The 20084-nt window shown below is 61.5% G+C and carries 18 protein-coding genes; 9 read left to right on the top strand and 9 right to left on the bottom strand.

Annotation, left to right across the window (positions count from 1 at the left end; genetic code table 11):
• Positions 1 to 9 precede the first annotated feature (9 nt).
• Both GNP00_RS20880 and GNP00_RS20875 read left to right on the top strand, forming a co-directional pair.
• Positions 10 to 939 carry an electron transfer flavoprotein subunit alpha/FixB family protein gene (locus GNP00_RS20880; RefSeq protein WP_166016263.1) on the top strand — a complete coding sequence of 310 codons (930 nt, stop codon included), beginning with the start codon at positions 10 to 12 and terminating at the stop codon, positions 937 to 939.
• A gap of 115 nt (positions 940 to 1054) precedes the next feature.
• Entirely contained in the window at positions 1055 to 1936 is an 882-nt protein-coding gene (locus GNP00_RS20875) for a 3-hydroxybutyryl-CoA dehydrogenase (RefSeq protein WP_011582348.1), read from the top strand.
• Between the two features lie 23 nt (positions 1937 to 1959).
• Here the strand turns inward: GNP00_RS20875 and GNP00_RS20870 are convergent, their stop codons facing one another.
• Positions 1960 to 4233 (bottom strand): acyl-CoA dehydrogenase, encoded by a 2274-nt coding sequence (locus GNP00_RS20870; RefSeq protein WP_011582349.1) that lies wholly within the window; start codon positions 4231 to 4233, stop codon positions 1960 to 1962.
• Between the two features lie 118 nt (positions 4234 to 4351).
• The gene (tlpA, locus tag GNP00_RS20865) at positions 4352 to 5017 is read right to left on the bottom strand and encodes a thiol:disulfide interchange protein TlpA (RefSeq protein ID WP_011582350.1); all 666 of its coding nucleotides are present in this window, start codon (positions 5015 to 5017) and stop codon (positions 4352 to 4354) included.
• A 28-nt stretch (positions 5018 to 5045) separates the two neighbouring features.
• On the opposite strand from tlpA, the gene argH reads away from it, so the two are divergent.
• The 3 genes from argH to lysA all read left to right on the top strand — a co-directional run bounded on the left by argH (position 5046) and on the right by lysA (position 8057).
• Positions 5046 to 6467 carry an argininosuccinate lyase gene (gene argH, locus GNP00_RS20860; protein WP_011582351.1) on the top strand — a complete coding sequence of 474 codons (1422 nt, stop codon included), beginning with the start codon at positions 5046 to 5048 and terminating at the stop codon, positions 6465 to 6467.
• A gap of 32 nt (positions 6468 to 6499) precedes the next feature.
• Positions 6500 to 6706: an LPS translocon maturation chaperone LptM gene (gene lptM / locus GNP00_RS20855; RefSeq protein WP_011582352.1), complete on the top strand. Its 207-nt coding sequence runs from the start codon at positions 6500 to 6502 to the stop codon at positions 6704 to 6706.
• 85 nt (positions 6707 to 6791) lie between these two features.
• Positions 6792 to 8057, top strand: coding sequence for a diaminopimelate decarboxylase (lysA, locus tag GNP00_RS20850; RefSeq protein ID WP_011582353.1), 1266 nt, complete (start codon positions 6792 to 6794; stop codon positions 8055 to 8057).
• A gap of 1 nt (position 8058) precedes the next feature.
• Here lysA and GNP00_RS20845 read toward each other — a convergent pair whose 3' ends face one another.
• The 7 genes from GNP00_RS20845 to GNP00_RS20815 all read right to left on the bottom strand — a co-directional run bounded on the left by GNP00_RS20845 (position 8059) and on the right by GNP00_RS20815 (position 16177).
• Positions 8059 to 9225, bottom strand: a complete 1167-nt coding sequence (locus tag GNP00_RS20845; RefSeq protein WP_011582354.1) for an OpgC family protein — start codon at positions 9223 to 9225, stop codon at positions 8059 to 8061.
• A complete protein-coding gene (gene mdoH, locus GNP00_RS20840; RefSeq protein WP_011582355.1) occupies positions 9222 to 11018 on the bottom strand; it encodes a glucans biosynthesis glucosyltransferase MdoH in 1797 nt (598 codons plus the stop codon). The genes GNP00_RS20845 and mdoH overlap by 4 nt, the downstream gene beginning before the upstream one ends.
• A gap of 39 nt (positions 11019 to 11057) precedes the next feature.
• Positions 11058 to 11210 (bottom strand): hypothetical protein, encoded by a 153-nt coding sequence (locus GNP00_RS20835; protein ID WP_157038108.1) that lies wholly within the window; start codon positions 11208 to 11210, stop codon positions 11058 to 11060.
• Positions 11197 to 12801, bottom strand: coding sequence for an OpgD/OpgG family glucan biosynthesis protein (locus GNP00_RS20830; protein ID WP_011582356.1), 1605 nt, complete (start codon positions 12799 to 12801; stop codon positions 11197 to 11199). The genes GNP00_RS20835 and GNP00_RS20830 overlap by 14 nt, the downstream gene beginning before the upstream one ends.
• A gap of 525 nt (positions 12802 to 13326) precedes the next feature.
• Complete coding sequence (locus GNP00_RS20825; protein ID WP_011582357.1) at positions 13327 to 13824, bottom strand: MarR family winged helix-turn-helix transcriptional regulator; 498 nt, start codon at positions 13822 to 13824, stop codon at positions 13327 to 13329.
• Positions 13825 to 13891: 67 nt separating this feature from the next.
• Entirely contained in the window at positions 13892 to 15016 is a 1125-nt protein-coding gene (locus GNP00_RS20820) for an alpha-hydroxy acid oxidase (protein WP_011582358.1), read from the bottom strand.
• The gene (locus GNP00_RS20815) at positions 15017 to 16177 is read right to left on the bottom strand and encodes a mandelate racemase/muconate lactonizing enzyme family protein (RefSeq protein ID WP_011582359.1); all 1161 of its coding nucleotides are present in this window, start codon (positions 16175 to 16177) and stop codon (positions 15017 to 15019) included.
• A gap of 145 nt (positions 16178 to 16322) precedes the next feature.
• Here GNP00_RS20815 and GNP00_RS20810 point away from each other — a divergent pair, with 145 nt between their 5' ends.
• Genes GNP00_RS20810 through GNP00_RS20795 form a run of 4 tightly spaced genes read left to right on the top strand, consistent with a single transcriptional unit; the run spans position 16323 to position 20037 of the window.
• Positions 16323 to 17282 carry a tripartite tricarboxylate transporter substrate binding protein gene (locus tag GNP00_RS20810; protein ID WP_011582360.1) on the top strand — a complete coding sequence of 320 codons (960 nt, stop codon included), beginning with the start codon at positions 16323 to 16325 and terminating at the stop codon, positions 17280 to 17282.
• Between the two features lie 44 nt (positions 17283 to 17326).
• Positions 17327 to 17812: a tripartite tricarboxylate transporter TctB family protein gene (locus GNP00_RS20805; RefSeq protein WP_011582361.1), complete on the top strand. Its 486-nt coding sequence runs from the start codon at positions 17327 to 17329 to the stop codon at positions 17810 to 17812.
• A gap of 30 nt (positions 17813 to 17842) precedes the next feature.
• Entirely contained in the window at positions 17843 to 19315 is a 1473-nt protein-coding gene (locus GNP00_RS20800; RefSeq protein ID WP_011582362.1) for a tripartite tricarboxylate transporter permease, read from the top strand.
• Positions 19312 to 20037: an arylmalonate decarboxylase gene (locus GNP00_RS20795; RefSeq protein ID WP_011582363.1), complete on the top strand. Its 726-nt coding sequence runs from the start codon at positions 19312 to 19314 to the stop codon at positions 20035 to 20037. Before GNP00_RS20800 ends, GNP00_RS20795 begins: the two co-directional genes overlap by 4 nt.
• The last annotated feature ends 47 nt before the right edge of the window (positions 20038 to 20084 follow it).

The following is a 20084-nucleotide window of genomic DNA, read 5'->3' as shown; positions in this document are numbered from 1 at the left end:
ACAGGTACGATGGCAATTCTCCTCATCGCGGAGCACGACAACAACACGCTTTCGGAGCAGACCGCGAAGGCGCTCTCGGCGGCTCAAAAGATCGGCGGCGAGATCGATATTCTCGTGGCTGGCCAAGGCGCGAAGGCAGCGGCGGACGCCGCTGCCCGGCTTGCCGGAGTGCGCAAGGTGCTGCTGGCGGAAAGCGAGGCTCTCAAAGAGCAGCTTGCGGAGCCTTTGGCCGATACGATCGTGGCGCTGGCGACCGGCTATGATGCTTTCGTGGCCCCAGCCACCAGCATGGGCAAAAACGTCCTGCCGCGCGTGGCCGCACTTCTCGACGTCATGCAGGTGTCCGACGTCATCGAGGTGGTAAATGCCACGACGTTCAAAAGGCCGACTTATGCCGGCAACGCCATTCAGACGGTGGAAGCCACCGATGCGAAGCGCGTGATCACGGTCCGCACATCCTCCTTCCAGGCTGCCGGCGAGGGGGGATCCGCTCCGGTGGAGAACGTCGGTGCAGCAGCAGACAAGGGTCTGTCGCGCTTCGTGGAAAACAAGATCGCGGCAAGCGACCGGCCGGAACTGACCTCGACCCGGATCATCATCTCCGGCGGCCGCGCCTTGGGCTCGGCGGAAAAGTTCGAGGAGGTGCTCCTGCCCCTTGCAGACAAGCTCGGAGCCGCCATCGGCGCTTCGCGCGCGGCGGTGGACGCCGGCTACGCGCCGAACGACTGGCAAGTGGGCCAGACGGGCAAGGTTGTGGCGCCCGATCTCTATATTGCCTGCGGTATCTCCGGCGCCATCCAGCATTTGGCGGGAATGAAGGATTCGAAGGTCATCGTGGCCATCAACAAGGACGAGGAAGCGCCCATCTTCCAAGTGGCCGACTATGGCATCGTCGGCGATCTCTTCCAGATCCTGCCGGAGCTTGAAAAGGCGCTTTGACAATTTCTTGAGCGCATGCAGAATCGTTGAGGGCAGGGTGGACGAAATGACCCTGCCCTTTTAGCTTGCATCGCAGCAACACGGGAACGCGGCGGCAAAAGCCGCGGATGAGGATATGACGGGCAGCATCAAAACGGTGGGGGTCGTCGGCGCTGGGCAGATGGGAAGCGGCATTGCCCATGTAGCTGCGATCGCCGGCTATCGCGTGAAGCTATATGATATCTCTCCCGAGCGCATCGAAGCGGGCATCGCAACGGTGAGCGGCAACATGGCCCGCCAGGTCCATTCTGCAAAGCTCGAGGAACGGACCCGGCAGGAAGCGCTCGCCCGCATCATGCCCGCAAAGACCGTGGACGAGCTTTCGGACGCCGACTTGGTAATTGAGGCGGCGACGGAAGACGAAACGATCAAGCGCAAGATTTTCGCGCAGCTCTGCCCGATTCTGAATCCCGAGGCGCTGCTCGCCACCAACACCTCCTCCATCTCGGTCACGCGCCTCGCCTCGCAGACGGATCGCGCGGAACGTTTCATCGGCATTCACTTCATGAACCCCGTGCCGGTGATGAAGCTTGTCGAGATTATTCGTGGCATCGCCACGGAAGATCACACCTTCGAGACGGCGAAAGCCTTCGTGGAAAGCCTCGACAAGACAGTTACCGTCGCTGAGGATTTCCCTGCTTTCATCGTCAACCGCATACTTTTGCCCATGATCAACGAGGCAATCTACACGCTCTATGAGGGTGTGGGATCCGTCGAGGCGATCGACACGGCCATGCGGCTCGGCGCAAACCATCCGATGGGTCCATTGCAGCTTGCCGACTTCATCGGGCTCGACACGTGCCTTTCGATCATGCAGGTGCTTTATGAAGGGCTTGCAGATTCGAAATATCGCCCCTGCCCTCTGCTGGTGAAATATGTCGAGGCAGGCTGGCTCGGCCGCAAGACGGGCCGCGGCTTCTACGATTACCGCGAAGATCCGCCGGTTCCGACACGCTAGCTTGGAATGGATTTCCGCAAAGCCTATTCCGCTGTTTGCTTCTGACGTGGGCGCCGCGGTGTGGGCTTCTGCCGCTTGTGCTGGCCGGCCGTGGGAGAAAGCGCCTCCATCGGGAACGCATCGACCGCAACAACCTTTTCCACCGCCGCCGCAGCGCGGCCAAGCAACTCCCGTTCCGCTGGCGTAATGACCTTCTCATCCAGCGCCGCTTGAGTGTCGTGAATGCGTGCTTCCCGCATCTTCTTCTCGATAGGCGCGGCTTCAATCACAAGCCGGAAAGCTTCCTCCAAATCCTTGAGGGGATGCTCGGCATGGCCGTCGCCAAGATAGAGGCCGGGTGTCAGACGGTCCCTTTGAGATGAGGGTTTCAAAAGAATTTCCGCGATGCGCGCCGTCAGCCGGTCGGAGGGAGTGGGATCGGGCACGCCGAATGGAAAGGCGAGCAGCCGCACCAGCCACGCCGCCCAACGCGCGGGCAGATTGTCGAGCACGCCGCGAAAGGCGGCGGCGATGCGGCTTTCTCCCTGCCGCATCAAATACTCCACGATCGGCAGATCTTCGGCTTGGCGGCCTTCGTCTTCGAAGCGCTTCAGCACCGCGCCCAGGAGATAAAGTTCCGCAAGGATATCGCCCAGCCGGGCCGAAAGCATCTCCTTGCGTTTCAAAGACCCGCCCAGCGTCAGGAGCGCAAGATCGGCGGTAAGCGCAAATGCCGCCGTATGGCGGGAAAGCTTCTTCCAGTAGCGCGGGTTCGCGGCACTGCGCGGAGCGGGACCAATCATTGATCCCGACCAGCCGCGGAAAAAGGCGCGGCCTGCATTCTTTGCGGCATGCGCGAGATGCTTCCAAAAAACATCATCAAATGCGGTCAGCCCGCGGCCTTTGTCCTCATTTGAAAGCGCCAACAGCTCCTTCAGCATGAATGGATGCGAACGGATCGCGCCCTGGCCGAAAATCATCAGATTGCGCGTGAGGATATTGGCGCCCTCCACCGTAATGCCGATGGGGACCGAGCGATAGCCTGAGGCCAGATAGTTACGCGGCCCCTCGATGATGGCTTTGCCGCCGTGGACATCCATCGCGTGCGTCATGGAACGGCGCATGCGTTCTGTGGCATGATATTTCATGATGGCCGAAAGCACTGACGGCCGATGGCCCTTGTCCAGGGCGGCGAGGGTCAGCCTCCTTCCGGCATCGATCAGATAGGCATTGGCCGCCATTTCGGCCAGCGGCACTTGCACGCCCTCGAAAAAACCAATGGGGACATTGAACTGGGTGCGAATCCGCGCATAAGCCCCGCTCGTTCGCGCGGCCATCGCCGCGGATGCCGCCGATTGGGAGGGCAGCGAAATGCTGCGCCCGGCGGCAAGCGCGGTCATCAGCATGGTCCATCCCTGGCCGATCTGTTTTTCTCCGCCGAGAATGTGGTCGAGCGGCACGAAAACATCCTTGCCGTAGAGGGGGCCGTTCTGGAAAAAGGTGAAGAGCGGAATGTGCCGCTCGCCATGGGAAACGCCGGGCGTGTCGGTGGGGAGCAACGCCACCGTGATGCCAAGCTCTTCCCCGCGGCCGAGGAGTTTTTGCGGATCGCGCATCTTGAAGGCGAGGCCCATGACGGTCGCGATCGGTCCTAGCGTGATATAGCGCTTGTGGAAATTGAGCCTGATGCCAAGGACCTTCCTCCCCTTCCACGTGCCGTATTCCACCACGCCTGTATCCGTCATGGACGCGGCATCCGAACCCGCATGCGGCGATGTAAGCCCGAAGCAGGGGATTTCCCGGCCGTCCGCCAGCCGCGGCAGCCAATAATCCCGCTGCTCGTCGGTACCGAAATGCATGAGGAGTTCGCCGGGTCCGAGAGAGTTCGGCACCATCACGGTCACACCCGCGACCACGCTTGCGGAGGAGACGGTGCGAACGACCTCCGAATGGGCGAAATTGGAGAAGCCAAGCCCGCCATACGCCTTCGGAATGATCATGCCGAAGAACTTCTCGCGGCGCATGAAATCCCAAACCGAGTTCGCGAGGTCGCGGTCGCGCCAGTTGAGCGTCCAATCGTCGACCATGGCGCAAAGCTGGCGCACCGGCCCGTCCATGAAGGCCTGCTCCTCTGCCGAAAGCTCGGCCTCCGGCATGGAGAGAAGCTCGTTCCAATCCGGATTTCCGGTAAAGAGAGCCCCGTCCCACCAGACAGTGCCGGCATCGATCGCCTCCCGCTCCGTCTGGGAGATGGGAGGCATGATGCCGGAAGCCCACTTGAAAATGGGCGCGGTGAGACGATCGCGGCGAAAACCCATGGCGCAGCTCTCCTTGGCCTCTCGGCTGGCATCAGCTGCCTTGAGAATAGGCTCACCCTTGGGCAGGTTCCAGGAAGGAATGGCATCCGCTATGGCGGATGCACATAAAAGCGCTCCTTCAGCCTTCCTCGCCCACGGCGGCCCGGATCAGCCTCTTGGCGTCCTCGCTAGCCCACTCGGCAGGCCCGTTCATATGCGCCAGCAGGCAGCCATCTTCGTCCACCAGAAGAGTGACCGGAAGGCCAAGCGCCAGTCCCCGCGTCTTCAGCTCGTTGAAAACTCCAAGGGAACTGTCCCGATAATAGGCGAGCGACTTGATTCCGGTCTCCTCCAGAAACGCCTTCGGCTTCTCGTCGCCGCCACGGTCCACATTGATGGCCACCACCTCGAAACGGTCGGAGCCCATCTCGCGCTCCAGCATGTCCAGCGCGGGCATTTCCGTGCGGCACGGCACGCACCAGGTGGCCCAGAGGTTGATGAGAAGTGTTTTCCCGGCCAGGCCGGCTACCGTTATCGGCTCGCCCTCCGGCCCGTTGAAGCCGAGATTGCTGAGGGATTGAGGAGGATCGGCAGGCAGCATGGCGGCTACTTCACCGCTAATGGCGCTATCCAGCGCCTGAGCTTTTTGGCTCGTCGCCTCACAGGCGGCTGTCTCGACATTACCCGCGCTGAGGTTGCCATTCGGCCCACCCATCACGTATAGGGCGGTAACCCCGGCGATGATGCCTGCGACCGCGGAAAGCGCGACCAGACCAACCGCTGGAAACTTCCTATTCATCGGCATTTCTTTACTCCAGCGCCCGGTTACCATGATGAACGAGAACAAAGCCAGCAACCGCATGTGGGGCGGACGTTTTGCCTCAGGCCCCGATGCCATCATGGAAGCGATCAATGCATCCATCGGCTTCGATCGGAAACTCTATGCCCAGGACATCCGCGGCAGCCTCGCCCATGCGGCAATGCTTGCCGAAACTGGCATAATCTCCACCGAGGACGAAAAGAAGATCGCTCACGGGCTGAACACAATCCTGTCAGAAATTGAAGCAGGCAAGTTCGAATTTTCCACCAGACTTGAAGACATCCACATGAATGTCGAAGCAAGGCTGGCGGAGCTGATCGGCCCGGCCGCGGGCCGGCTGCACACCGCGCGCTCGCGCAACGACCAGGTGGCGGTCGACTTCCGCCTCTGGGTCAAGGAAGAGCTGTTGCGGATCGACGTGGCGCTTGGCGGCCTGATCGAAGCTTTCCTTGTCCGCGCCGAGGAACATGCGGCAACCGTGATGCCCGGCTTCACGCATCTGCAGACGGCGCAGCCAGTAACATTCGGCCATCATTTGATGGCCTATGTGGAAATGTTCGGCCGCGACCGTACCCGCGTGCGCGATGCCGTCGAGAGGCTGGACGAGAGCCCGCTGGGAGCAGCAGCGCTCGCGGGCACGAGCTTTCCAATCGACCGTCACATGACCGCGAAGACGTTGGGCTTTCGCGAGCCCACGCGCAATTCGATCGATACGGTTTCCGATCGCGATTTCGCGCTGGAATTCCTCTCCGTGAGCGCAATCTGCGCGACGCATCTTTCGCGGCTTGCGGAGGAGATCGTCATCTGGTCGACATCGCAGTTCGGCTTCATCCGCCTGTCCGATGCCTTCTCCACCGGCTCCTCCATCATGCCGCAGAAGAAGAACCCGGATGCGGCGGAGCTGGTCCGCGCCAAGACGGGCCGCATCAACGGGCATCTGATCGGCCTCTTGACGGTGATGAAGGGCCTGCCGCTCGCCTATTCCAAGGATATGCAGGAAGACAAGGAGGCCGTGTTCGACGCCGCGGAAACGCTGGACCTGATGCTTGCGGCGATGACCGGCATGATCGGTGATATGGAGGTGAATGCGGCCGCCATGAAGAAAGCTGCTGGAAGCGGCTTTTCCACCGCCACTGATCTTGCCGATTGGCTGGTGCGCGAGGCTGGCCTGCCCTTCCGCGAGGCCCACCACGTGACGGGCCGCGCCGTGGCCTTGGCCGAGGAGCGGAAATGCGGGCTGGAAAAGCTCGCGCTTTCGGACCTCCAGGCGATCCACCCGGCCATCACCGAGAACATCTTTTCGGTTCTGTCGGTCGGCAACTCCGTGAAAAGCCGCACATCCTTCGGCGGCACTGCACCCGCCGAGGTGCGCCGGCAGGTCCGCTATTGGAAGAAGCGGCTGAAACGGGATGCAAGTCTGGAGAAAAAGGGCTAGAAGGTTCCGGGATCCAACGGATTGGACGGCACATGAAAGTAAAGGCAACGCTCACTCTTCTTGTCCTCGGCCTGGCGGTCGGGCTCTCCGCCTGCGGCCGCAAGGGCCCGCTCGATACGCCCTATGAAGCGGCTGTCGAAGCGCGGCGGGAGGCGGAGCGGAATGACCAGCCTGTGCCGCCCGAGCCGCAGAGGCCTGCCACGAACCGGCCTTTTATCCTCGACCGGCTGATTCAATAGGCGCTCTGTCGATGTCGCGTACCGGCTGGTACCCTTCTCTGGTCCTCCGGCACCGTCACCACGGCGTAAGAAAAGAACCCGTCCAATGAACCACTTCCAATATCGCGACGGCGTGCTGCATGCCGAGAATGTGCCGATACCGCGGATAACGGCGGCAGTCGGCACACCTTTTTACTGTTACTCGACAGCCACGCTGGAACGCCATTACCGGGTGTTTTCCGAAGCGCTTTCCGGCCTCGACGCGCTCGTCTGCTACGCGATGAAAGCGAATTCAAACCAGGCGGTGCTAAAGACGCTCGGAAATCTGGGAGCGGGGGCGGACGTCGTCTCCCAAGGCGAGTTGCGCCGCGCGCTGGCAGCCGGAATTCCGGCGAACAAGATCCTCTTTTCCGGCGTTGGCAAGACCGGTGAGGAGATGGATTTCGCGCTTTCCGCGGGCATTTTGTGTTTCAATGTGGAATCCTTGCCAGAGCTTGAACTGCTCTCCGCCCGCGCCCGCGCAATAGGCGTTAAGGCGCCGGTGTCGCTGCGCATCAATCCGGATGTGGACGCGAAAACGCACAAGAAGATCTCAACCGGCAAATCCGAGAACAAGTTCGGCATCCCCTGGAAGGATGCTCGCGCGGCCTATGCCCGCGCGGCGAGCCTTCCAGGCCTCGAAGTCACTGGCATCGACATGCATATCGGTAGCCAGATCACCGAGCTGCAGCCGTTTGACCAGGCTTTTGCCCTTCTGACCGAGCTGACGGAGACGCTTCGCGCGGATGGTCACGCCATCAAGCATGTGGACCTTGGAGGCGGACTGGGTGTACCCTACCGGGAAGACAACGAGCCGCCGCCTCTACCGGATGCCTATGCCGAGGTGGTGCGCAGGCATGTGACGCGTTTGGGCCTGAAAGTGATCTTCGAGCCCGGGCGCCTCATCGTGGGCAATGCCGGGGTTCTGATCTCGCGGGTGCTTTACCTGAAGGAAGGCGAAGGGAAGAACTTCCTCATTATCGATGCGGCGATGAACGACCTCATTCGCCCGACACTCTACGATGCGTATCACACGATCCGCCCCGTTGCCGAACCGGCAGCGGATGCGCCGCACCTCAAAGCGGATGTGGTGGGGCCGGTCTGCGAGACGGGCGACTTCCTGGCGCTCGACCGCGATCTGCCCAGGATGGAACCGGGCGACCTGATTGCAGTCGGCACTGCCGGCGCCTATGGCGCGGTGCTGTCGAGCACCTACAATTCCCGCCTGCTGGTGCCGGAAGTTCTGGTGAATGGGGATCGCTTCCATATCGTGAGGCCGCGCCCCACCTATGAGCAGCTGATCGCCCTCGATTCCCTTCCAGACTGGCTTTAGCCTACGCCCGCCGTGCGATGGAACCGGCTACCGCCGGTTCGCCTATATTGGCGCCGTCTCGCACAGTCCGCTTCCGCTCGGAACTCGCCGCGATAAAGCGCGCGATGCCGTATTGGACGAGAATGCCCCCTGTCAGGAGCGCCGCATCCTCGACCATGCTTGTATCGAAGCGCGCGCGCAGGACCTGCAGCGCGATCGACAGCACGGTTCCGACCGTGAACACCGCGAGCCCGTGCTGCCCGATAAGCCGGATGGCGTGAAAGGCGGGTCCCGCCAGCAGGCGTGAAGCGGCGGGGAGATTCGTGAGCACATAAGTGAGCGCCAGCACATGCAGCAGCCGGGGAAGCGCGAGAAATGTCTTGTCCATTCCGCCGATGTAGAACGGGAGATATGGCTGGAACGGCAAACTGCCCATCTCCATCTGCACCCAGAGGAGGGAGAAGCCCAGATAGGCAAGGCAGGCGGAAAACAGCCATCCGTGATAGCCAAGCAGTCTGCGCTTGTGGATCATGGCAAGGCCGCCGGCAATGCCGATGGCGTAAATCAGCTGCCAGCTCACCGGATTGAAGAACCAGCCGCCTGGCAGCGGGAAATTAGGCAGGTTGATGCGGAAGGCGCCAGCCAGCACCCAGACCACGATGGCCACGGCTATGAGGCCAAGGCGGTTCCACAATCCTATCAGGATATAGACCGGTGAAATGACAAGCAGCGCCGCATACATGGGCAGGATGTTCAGATAGCCAAGCTGATGCGTAAGCAGCGGCAGACCCACCATCGTCCTGAGCGGCTGTTCGAGGAGCGGCGTGAAGTTCACGCGCGCAAGCACATCGATAGTATCGAGAAAGACAACGCCCGCCGCCAGAATTCCGATGGCGATAGCGGTGCAGACCATATGCGCGACATACAACGTGCCGGCGCGGCGCCAGACACTCAGGCAGCCTTTGAGATACTCTCCTGCACGGAACGGACGCGCATAGGCGAGCCCAACGGCGATGCCGGACATAAGCACGAAAGCTTCCGCCGCGTCGGAAAATCCGAAATTGCGCGAAGTAAGATTCTCGAAGGCGTTGCCCGGGACGTGATTGACGAAGATCATCAGGAGAGCAATGCCGCGGAAGGCATCTATCCTGTGATCGCGCCCGCCCAACTGCGGAAGCGTGGTGGTCATCGGCTGGTCCTGGCCTCCGCCGGATCCTCCGACTGCTCGGCCATTATTGAGTCCGAAAGTTCCACCGTGTCCGCTCGCCAACGCACCAGGACATTCTGCTGCTCGCGCATTACCTGCGAGGGCGTCAGTTCCTCGGGTGTGACGAACAGGCTGACCGGCGCGCGGCGGAGCGCCTGGCCGGCATAAGACGTGCCGCTGATCACAAACGGCGCCACGACCTGAGGACCCGCCACCAGAAGCACGAAAATCAGGTAATCCGGCGCAAGCCGGTAGGCCGCTCCAATCGTTATAAGCCCGACCACCATGACCCACCAACTGGCCGCCCAGGCCTCGCTGAGGCTGACGCGGCCGGCTTCCCGGTTGGCAGCAGGCCATCCTGCATCCGCCCCGGCCAGAATCTCAAGCACCGCCCGCGTCTGGAACAGCATCATGATCGGCGCGAGGACGCTCGTGCAGACAATCTCGATCACGACGCTGCAGAAAGCCCGGATGCTTCCGCCAAAGCGGCGATTCCGCCCGGTTATCATGCCGTCGATCAGAATAAGGAGCTTCGGCCCGAGAAGAAGCCCGACCACGCCGGTAAGCAGCGCCAGGGCATTCGCCGTTTCAACTTTGGGAAAAACGGGCAATCCAGGCGCCGGGAAATAATCCGGGATCACGGTCATGGCCGGAGCGATAATACTGGCAGCAAGGAAGAGCGCCCAAAGAGGCGCCGAAACATACGCCATAATACCTTGTACGAAGACGAAACGGCTCCATCTCTTCAATCCCGGGGCGGGCAAGATCCGGCTGTGCTGCAGATTACCCTGGCACCAGCGGCGGTCGCGCTTGGCGTAATCAATGACGTTATCCGGTCCCTCCTCGAAAGAACCGCGCAGATCGGGATCTATTCTCACCTTCCATCCATTCCGCGCCAGGAGAGCCGCTTCGACAAAATCGTGGCTGAGGATATGGCCGCCGAAGGGGGGCTTACCCGGCAATTGCGGGAGGCCGCAGCTCTGCGCGAAAGCGCGTGTACGGGTAATCGCGTTGTGGCCCCAAAAAGGACCCTCCGTGCCTTGCAGCAGTGCGAGGCCCTGAGCGTAGATAGGAGAGTAGTAAGAGGCGGAAAACTGAATGGCCCGTCCGAAGAACGAGCGTGCGCGAATGACCTTTGGCAAGGTCTGCAACAAACCAAGCTGAGGATCGGCCTCCATGCGCCGCACCATCTCCACCATCGTCGAGCCCTCCATCAGGCTGTCGGCGTCAAGGATGATGAGGTAGTCGTACAGCGCACCGGAGGTTTTGATGAAATCAGCGATATTGCCCGCCTTCTTTCCCGGATTTGAGGGACGACGCCGGTAAAAGATCTTGCAGATATGGCTCACCTCGGTTTTGAGCCGCACAAGCCAGAACTCCTCTTTCGCGGCAATCCGTTGATCGGTGGTGTCCGAAAGAATGACGAAATCGAATTGGCTGGCGAAGGATGTCCGGCCGATGCTCTTCACCATCGCAGCCACATGCGAGAAGGATTTGACGGGGTCCTCGTTATAAACCGGCACCACCACGGCAGTTCTGACCGTGATCGGACCGCGCAGGCGAGGCACGCGTCCACGCCGAAGCGAGAACAGCCCGTTGAGTGCCAGGACCGCGCCCCAGGCGAGCCAGGCCGTGCTGAGCGCCAGCAGGACCACGCGCGCGAGATCCAGCCACTGCAACCCATCTGAATCGAAATAGCCTATCGCCAGATAGCTGGCCGTAAGTGCCATCGCCAATGCAAAGAGAGCAGAGGCGGCGCGCCGCAACGTAACCATCACAAATCCCGTTCAAAAGCCGGTCTGCCGGCAAGATATCTATCTCAGCGCCAGCCACTGAAGGAACGGCCGCAGCAAAAAGCCGCGCCAGCGCCGCGACAACACTTGCTCCGGCATCGCCATGGGAGCCGCAGGCAACGCGCTCTGCTGAACGATATGATGCGCGCGCAAGTTTTCCTCAGCGCTGCTCATCGGTTCTTCTCCACTGATACGCCCACGTTTCAGATAGCCTCTGGCCGTTCAAACTCAAATAACCGGTCATCTCCACCGGCGCGTCTCCCTCGGGCATGAGGTCGATGACCAATCGCCATGCGCCATTGGCTTCGACACGAGATACCGCGCTGTGCACTATTTCCGCCCTTGTCACAGAAATACTGGCCTCAACGTTCGAATCCGCGGCTAGGTTCCCGAGCACATCTCCCTCGAAATCCACCACGAACTTCCTCAGGCCCTCTGCATTTTCCACGCCGGAAGTGCCGCCGATGCCGGCGCGCAAAGCGGTCACTCGCGCGAGCTGATTCGTCGGCTCCTCGATCGCGCCCCAAGTGAGGCGATACCGGTATTCGAACTGTTGGCCGGCTTTCACCTCCCCTTCCGGCATCCAGAACGCGACAATATTGTCGTTCACCTCGAGCTCTGTCGGGATCTCCACCAGGTTGAGATACCCCTTGCCCCAGTCGCCGAGCGGCTCGACAAGGAGCGACGGACGGCGCTCGTAATGCGCCTCCGCATCCTGGTAGTGGTCGAAGTCCCGATCGCGCTGGAACAGACCGAAGGCCTTGACGCCCGTTTCGCCGAAAAAGGACGTGGCGAGCTCCTTCGGGTTGTTCAGATGGCGCCACAGCTCCTCGCCATTGCCCCGCACGATCTTGAGGCCTTCGCTATCATGCACCTCACCCCGGTAATCGTCGAAGGCATGATGATTGTTCTGGCTGAAAAGAAACATCGAGGTCATCGGCGCGATGCCCAGTCTCTGGATGTCGTTGCGGATGAAGAGCCGCGCGATCACCTCCATGGTCGTATTCTGGCCGGGCGTGATCTGGAACGAATATGCTCCCGTGACGCTGGCGCTATCGAGCGCGGCATAGACCATGATGGACTTGCTTCTGCGCTCCGGCTTCTCGATCCAGAAATCGGTGAACATCGGAAATTCTTCGCCAACGGGCGTCGCCGTATTCACCGCAAGGCCGCGCGCGGAGATCCCATAGATGCTTCCCCGCCCCAACCCCCGAAAGTAGCTGGCGCCGAGAAACGACACGAGCTCGTCCATGATATCCGGATTGTTGAGCGGATAGTGCAGCCGGAAGCCCGCAACGCCCGGAAACTCCATGCCTTGAAATTTCTGCGGGTCCAACAAGGGCTGGCGGTACTCGAACATCTGCGATGTGATGTGCATCCTCGTGGCGGCGCCGTTCTCGATCACATGAAGATGCACCGGCTGCTTGAAGAGCCAGCCGGGATGGAAGGCCTGGAGTTCGAAAGGAGCCTCGCCGGCGAAAAAGGCAGCATCGGGCCGGAAGCGGATCGCGCGATGCTGATCATAGCTCAACTCCGTCACCGATTCCGGCAGAGCTTCCTCTACCGGTTGATATTCTTTTTCGGCCTTCTGCTTCATCGTGGCCGTCAGGAGGTCGAACGAGAAGGGTTGCGTTTCCCCGGGGAGAGACTGCTGAAGCTGCGCCGTTTCGGCCTGATCCTGTGCAAGGGCGACGGCATTGTTCAGAAAAGCGGTCATGCCCGCTAGTGCCCCGCCTCCTCCGATGATGAATGAACGCCTGTCCATGAAATCCTTCTCGATGTGAAGTTTGCGAATGCCGGGATGTCTTCGTCAGAATTGCGGCGATCGACCTACGAAGTTGGAAAGTCAGGCTTACGCTGCGTAAAATTCAGCGACGCGCTGTCATAGAATATGATGATGCTGGCTGCTCATTCAAAGGCAGACGCACATGCACGAACTATGGTGGATAACAAATGGTCGCGAACAGACCGCAAAACATTGCCGACCCGATAAAAGCGCAGCGCGAAACCATGAAAGCGCGGAAAGCCGACTGAGTTCCCCCGCCCGGGGAACGGCTTCCCGGCGCAGAGCAATCTGGCAACAGCCAAGATCTGTTCGCTCATAGCGGCAGGCTAGATAAAAAGCAAGGGTTTCAACGCCTTGGCGACGTGAGGTGTACTGTCACATCCCTTGAGCGTCAGACGCACGGAAGCGAGGCTGTTCTCAGGCGAGATGAAGGACAACGTCCTTCCAGTCAGCCACACGGCGTTGAGATCGCGTTTGAGAGGCGAAGCGATGGGCGGCGGTGCCTTAATCCGCCTGAAGCCCGTCGACGATGTCTTTCAGAATCGTCAGCAGGATCGCCTTGCGTTCTGGCCCAACAATCGCGTCCACACGCTCGATATGCGTGCGCGCCTTGGCTATCATCCGCTGATAAAGCGTCTCTCCCGCGCTCGTGAGATAACTGGCATAGGAGCGCCGGTCGCCCTCGAGGCGGACGCGCCGGATCAGCCCTGAATCCTCCAGTTGCCGTAGCGCGATGGCCACGCTGGACTTGTCGCGGCCACTGCCCCGTGCGAGCTCAACCTGGGTGATTCCCGGGTTCTCGAATATCAACGACATCAGCGCGAAGCTGCCAGGCTTTAGCTTATCCGGGCCGAGCACCGTGGCAAAGTCGTTGTAGCAGGCCTCATAGGCCGCCCGCAGGTAAAAGCCGGTCAGCTCCTCCAGAATCCCGAGATCTATCATGGATGGCCTTTCCGAAGGAGCTTCCAACGCTTGCTCCACGACATCATCTGGACGGGTCATCCGGCAAACCTCTCAGTCAGTCTCAAACAACGTGCCCGCAAAACGCCTCTCAAAACAGCGAAAACAGTCACAGTTCACAACGCCCGACCTGTGCCATGGCGTTTACGAGTTCTGCGCGGAGCATGTCAAAGAGATCGTTCGCCCCATTCGTCCCCCGCGCTGCAACGGCATAGAGGAACGGACGCCCGAGAAAAGTGAAATCCGCGCCGGCGAATAGGCTTTTCAGGATGTCCTCGCCGGTGCGGATCCCGCCATCAACCGCCAGCGAATAATCCGGCCCGACGGCTTCGCGGATTTGCTTCAGCGCATGCAGGGTGGCCGGCGCGCTATCAAGCTGGCGCCCTCCATGATTGGACACGATTACCGCATCCACCCCCTCTTCGCGAGCACGCATAGCGTCCTCGGGTGCCATGATGCCCTTGACGACCAGCCGTCCTTGCCAGCGCTCGCGTAGCTGCGCCAAAAGCGTCCAATCAAGCCGCCCGGAGCTCTGCCCGGCCATCAACTCCGCAAGGGACCGCGCGCCGGCACCGGGAGGGGCATAACGTTCCAGGTTGGCGAAGCGGGGCGCGCCCTTACGCAGAACTTCAAGCGACCACTTCGGATGCGTCATGAGATCCGCGATCATACGCGGGCCGATCTTCAACGGCAGGGCAAAGCCGTTGCGCAGGTCCCGCCGGCGCTTGCCCGGACGCGGCACGTCGACTGTGACAACCAGAACCTCGTAACCCGCGGCCGCGGCCCGGTCGATCAGGTCATCCACGATCTCCTGTGAACGGCCGACATAAAGCTGGAACCAGGCGGAAACGGCTGCCGTGCGTTTGAGATCCTCAAGGCTGGCGGTGGCCGGCGTGGAGGCAATATAAGGCGCACCGTTGCGCTCCGCCGCACCAGCCAGGACCAGATCGATTCCCGGCCAGGCGATGCCAGCCAGCCCAATGGGCGAGATGCCGAACGGAACCGACCATTCCTGCCCCAGGAAACGCCTCCCGGTCTTCAGGTCGCCATCGGTATTGACCAGCGCGCGTGGCCTGAGCAGCTCCGCCTCGAAGGCTGCTCGGTTGCGTGCCAGTCCCGCCTCGCTTCCCGCCGCCCCGTCGATGAAATCGAACGCGAAGCGCGGCATGCGCCGGCGGGCTGCTTCCCGCAGATCATCCGCACAGACCAGAGGCGCTTTCGACCGGTAGCGCATTCAGCCCTTTCCTTTTCCGCGCGATGTCGGCCGTGCCGCAAACTCGCGCAATGCAGCCGGATCCGCTGCGAAACCCAGCCCCGGTGTGTCCGGTAATTTCAGTACGGACCCCTGGCGCCGGGGAAGGCCGCTGTACAGCGCCTTGCACATCTCCACCGAGATCAGGTGCCACTCGACCATTCCGCCATGGGCGAGACCAGCGTGAAGATGCATGTTGTGGAAGGGAAAGGCGCCGCCATTGGCGATCTGGATGTTGCGGGCCTGAGCCAGGGCAGCAATCTTGGCGCCTGCGGTCAGCCCGCCGCAGATGACCACGTTGGGTTGAAGCACGTCCACGGCATCGGCGTCCAGAAGCGATTGGAAGCGCCACAACTGCCCTTCATTCTGGCCCGCAGCGACACGCAGATTGGAGGTGCGGCGGAGCTCGGCGAGCCGGGCTGGATCGTTGTCACGCACCGGTTCTTCGAAAAACGCGACGTTAAGGTCGCGCAGGCGGCTGGCGAGCCACGCCGCAGACCCGGGGTCGAGACTGCAGTTCGCATCGACGAAGATCTCGCAACCCTCGCCAACCGCCTCACGAACCAGCCGCACCCGCTCCGCGTCCTCGGCGACAATAGCGCGCAGATCCTCGCCTGCATTGCGGCGCTTCAGGGCGTGATGGCCGACAACCATCTTGAAATGCGTTACACCGTCAGCCTTCAGATGCCGGGCCGCGTCGACCAGCTGGTCACGGTCGAATGAACCAAAGCCGAAGGTCACGTACAGCGGGACCTCTTCGCGAGCACCGCCGAGGAGCTTCCAACAGGGTTGGCCGGTGACCTTGCCGAGGATATCCCAAAGTGCCAGATCAACCGCCGAAGCCACGTGGCTGGCGTAACCCGTCTGGCCGCGCGGCGTGAGCAGCCAATAGAGCCGTTCGGCGATTTTCTCGCGCTCGAGCGCATTGAGCGAGACGATTTCGGGTGCGACCAGTTCCTTCACGATCGCGACGATCACCTCTTCGTCCGTAATGGCTGTGAAGCCGTAGCCCACCACGCCGTCAGCGGTCGTCACCTCGACCACTGCGCAGGACAAGGAGGTCGCGACCTCCACCGGCCCGATCGAAAGCGTCACCGGGATATAGGCTGGATAGGCCGTGACGGTCTGGATCGCAAGATTCAAAGCTTTCCCTCCTTGGGCAGCACGCCGAATAAGTTGATTTCAAGATGGTTGACATGCAGAAAGTTTGATATCAATCTAATTTTCGCAGATCAAGCTCTCCGGATCGGGGCGGAGGTCTGAAGCTGGAATTCAAGGGAGGAACCGAATGCGTAATCTGTTGATTGCATTGCTTGCGTCCGCCGCCGCGGCGAGCATGGCGATTTTGCCCGCGCAGGCAGAATTTCCGGAAAAGCCGGTGAAACTGATCGTCCCCTTCAGCGCCGGCGGCGGCAGCGACGGACTGGCACGAGCCATTCAGGCGGCGATCGAGAAGCACGATCTCCTGCCGGTGCCGTTCGTCGTGGTCAACGCCGATGGTGCGGCGGGCACGGTCGGCACCCGTCAGGTTCTGGATGCCGAGCCCAACGGCTATACGATCTTGCAGATCCACCAGGAGATGTTCGCCGCTTCCGCGCTCGGGCGGGTCGAGTATACGCCCGACGACTTCGAACCTGTCATCCAGGCCACGCGTGGCTGCATGTTCGTGGCCGTTCCCGAAAGCTCGGAGTTCAAGACTCTGGAAGAGCTCATCGCTTATGCCAAACAGAACCCGGGCAAGCTGAAGCAGGCCGACGATATCGGCAGCGCAACACACTTCCCCTCCGCCATGCTCATGTCGCAAGCCGAAACCGAGTGGACGATCGTCCCGACCGGCGGAACATCCAAGCGGTTTGCCTCGCTCAAGGGCGGGTTCGCTGATCTGGCATTCATGTCAACGCCGTGGCTGGAGCGCGGGAAGAACGATCTTCGCCCGCTTGCGGCACTCGGCATGGAGCGTTTCGACGAGGCACCCGATCTGCCGACCGCGCAGGAACTGGGCTACGACATCAGCGCCTGCCTTATGCGCCGCTACTGGGCGCCCAAAAACACGCCGGAGGAGGCGATCAAAGTGATCGCAGACGCGATCGAGGCCGCGATCGAAACCGACGAGGTGCAGGAATATATCGCCAATAGCGGCGAGGAAGCCGCGGTACTCCGGGGCGAAGAGCTGCGCGCGGCGATCGCGAAAGACTATCAGGACTATGTCGGGGTCGTGGATGTGGTGAAAGCCACCTCAGGCCAGTAAAGCAACCGTCCGGGAGCCGCTACGGCATCGAATTGGAGAGTCAGATGACACGACGTCTTCTCCGTGAGAGCACGCCCGCACTTTTGTTCATGCTGGTCGTGTGCGCCGTCGCGGCTGCCGCGATCCACGCCAGCATGGCCATTCCCCCCGCCGTTTACGAGCGGATCGGCAGCGGGGCATTTCCCATGGCGCTGGGTGTCCTTGCGCTGGGTCTGGTCGGCCTGAAGGCACTCTCTTTTCTCATGGCTGGCGGCGCGCAGGAGGAGGTCGAAAGCGAAGCCGGCCCGGCAACCGCGCACTCGGCGGCAAAGGCGTTCGGGGCGCTTGCCCTCATCACCGCCTATTTCGCGACCTTCGCCCTGCCCGCCGTCCCTTTCACTTTGGCCACCTCGGCTTTCACCTTCCTGATGTTCGTCTTCCTGACCGGCGAGCGCCGCATTCCGGTCTTGGCCGCCGCTCTCATATCGTCGGTACTCTTTGCATTCCTGGTCCATTACGTCTTCACCAGCTTTTTCTACGTGGATATCTGATGCTGATCGCCGGATATTTTGGGGGGCCACATGTCTGAGGTTTTCGCTCACATCCTTACCGGCGGTCTGCCCTGGATCGTCCTCGGCACAGCCGTCGGCATCTTCGTCGGCGCAATCCCGGGACTCTCGGGTGCGATGGTCATATCGCTGGCCTTGCCGATGACCTTTTTCATGAGCGGCGAGGACGCGCTTCTGCTGCTGGTTTCCATGTATATCGGCGCCACGACCGGCGGCCTCATCAGCGCAACGCTGATGCGCATGCCCGGCACCGAGGCGGCGATCATGACGACGCTCGACGGCTATCCCATGGCCGCGGCCGGCGAGCCTGCTCGGGCTCTGGGCCTTGGCGTCCTTGCCTCTTTCGTGGGCAGCATGATCGCCTGGTTGATCCTTGCATTGTTGTCGCCCCCGCTGTCGCTCATCGCCGTTCGCTTCGGACCCTACGAAATCTTTGCCATGACCGTGGTGGCGCTGAGCCTTATCGCCACAATTTCCCGCGGCAGCTTGGTCAACGGCCTCCTGGCCGCGGTCCTGGGGGCCCTTGTCTCCCTGCCAGGCGTGGATCCCATCACCGGCACGCTGCGGCTGACCTTCGGCTTTCATGGCCTCGACAACGGCTTTGCCCTGCTGCCGGTCCTTTTGGGCGCGCTCGTGCTGAGCCAAGTTCTGGTGGACTGCGGCGATGCCATCAGGCCAATGAGCGCGACGCGCGGCGGGTCATGTGTTGTCATGCGCATGAGCGATCTCGCACGCTATGCTTGGACTTTCCTGCGCTCCTCGCTCGTGGGCACCTGGATCGGCATCCTGCCCGGCGTCGGCGGAACCACTGCCTCGATCGCGGCCTATTCCATTGAAAAGGCCGTCTCCCGAACGCCCGAGCGCTTCGGCAAGGGCGCGGCGGAAGGCATCATCGCTTCCGAGGCCGCCAACAACAGCGGGACCGTCGGCGCGCTGGTGCCGCTGATCACCCTCGGCATACCAGGCTCCGTGATCACGGCCATCCTGTTGGGCGCCATGGTGATCCACAACCTCAATCCAGGTCCGCTGCTCTTCGCCGAGAATCCAGCCATCGCCTATACGATCATCGGCGGCGTCCTCGTGGCGAATGTGGCGATGCTGGCAATCATGTGGTTGGCGACGCCTCTGCTGGCGCGGCTGATGTATGTTAACAAGGCCTATCTCCTGCCGCCGATTGTGGTCTTTTGCTTCATCGGCGCCTATTCGGTTTCCAGTCGCCTGTTCGATGCGGGCGTGATGCTGGTCTTCGCCGCCCTCGGGTATCTCATGCACAAAGCGAAGATCCCGACCGGGCCCTTCATCATCGCCTACATTCTGACGCCCATGGCCGAAGAAAACCTACGCTCCGGTCTGGTGATCTATGATGGCAGCTACCTGCCACTGCTGACCCGGCCCGTCTGCGCCATATTTCTGGCTGTGGCGGTCGCTTTCATTGTCTGGGCGCTGGTGAGTGAGTTGCGCAGCTTCAGGAAAGCCGCCGCATGAGTGCGGAAGACCCCGTCATCGGTCTCATTGTCCCTCCGGCCGCCGGCCTGGTGCCTCCCGAGGCGGTCGCCATGTATCCGGAAGTGACCTTCCACGCCTCTGGTCTCGGGCTCAAGGAAATGACGCCCTGTGGCTATGCCGGTGTAATCGACCTCGTCGGAGACCACGCTGAACGCCACGCGCAAGCCGGGGCGCAGGCGGTCGCGTTGATGGGAACATCGCTCAGCTTCTTCCGCGGCGCGGCCTTCAACGCCGAACTGATCACGCATATGAGCAACCGGAGTGGCCTGCCCGCGACCACGATGAGCCAGGCCGTGGTCGATGAACTGAAGTCCCACGGCGCGCGTCGGATCGCGGTCGTGACCGCCTACAGGCAGGACGTGAACAATCTGCTTGCCGCGTTCCTGAATGAACACGGCATCGAGGCCCGAAGCTTGAAGTCGCTCGGCATCACCTCGGTTGCCGACGTGGCGGGAACACCTGCAAAACGCCTGTTGCAGCTTTGCAAAGAGGCGGTACATGATGCCGGACCGGTCGACGCCGTCTTGATTTCCTGCGGGGGGCTTCATACGCTGGACGTCATCGTCGATGTGGAGATCAGCACCGGATTGCCTGTCGTCACCAGCGCCACAGCGGGCGTGCGCGGCGCCGTCGGTCTGTTGAAGCGATCGGCCGAGACAGCGGAACACGCCACGTCGAAATTTTTGACAGGCAGAGCGTGAGCAAACGCCTGGAAGCCTCGGCATTTCGATGAATCCGAACGACTTCA

It is taken from the genome of Chelativorans multitrophicus, from assembly GCF_011317445.1.
GTDB classification, from domain to species: domain Bacteria; phylum Pseudomonadota; class Alphaproteobacteria; order Rhizobiales; family Rhizobiaceae; genus Chelativorans; species Chelativorans multitrophicus.
The sequence above is the reverse complement of the archived record's forward strand: the minus strand, read 5'-3'. Positions and strand labels throughout refer to the sequence as shown.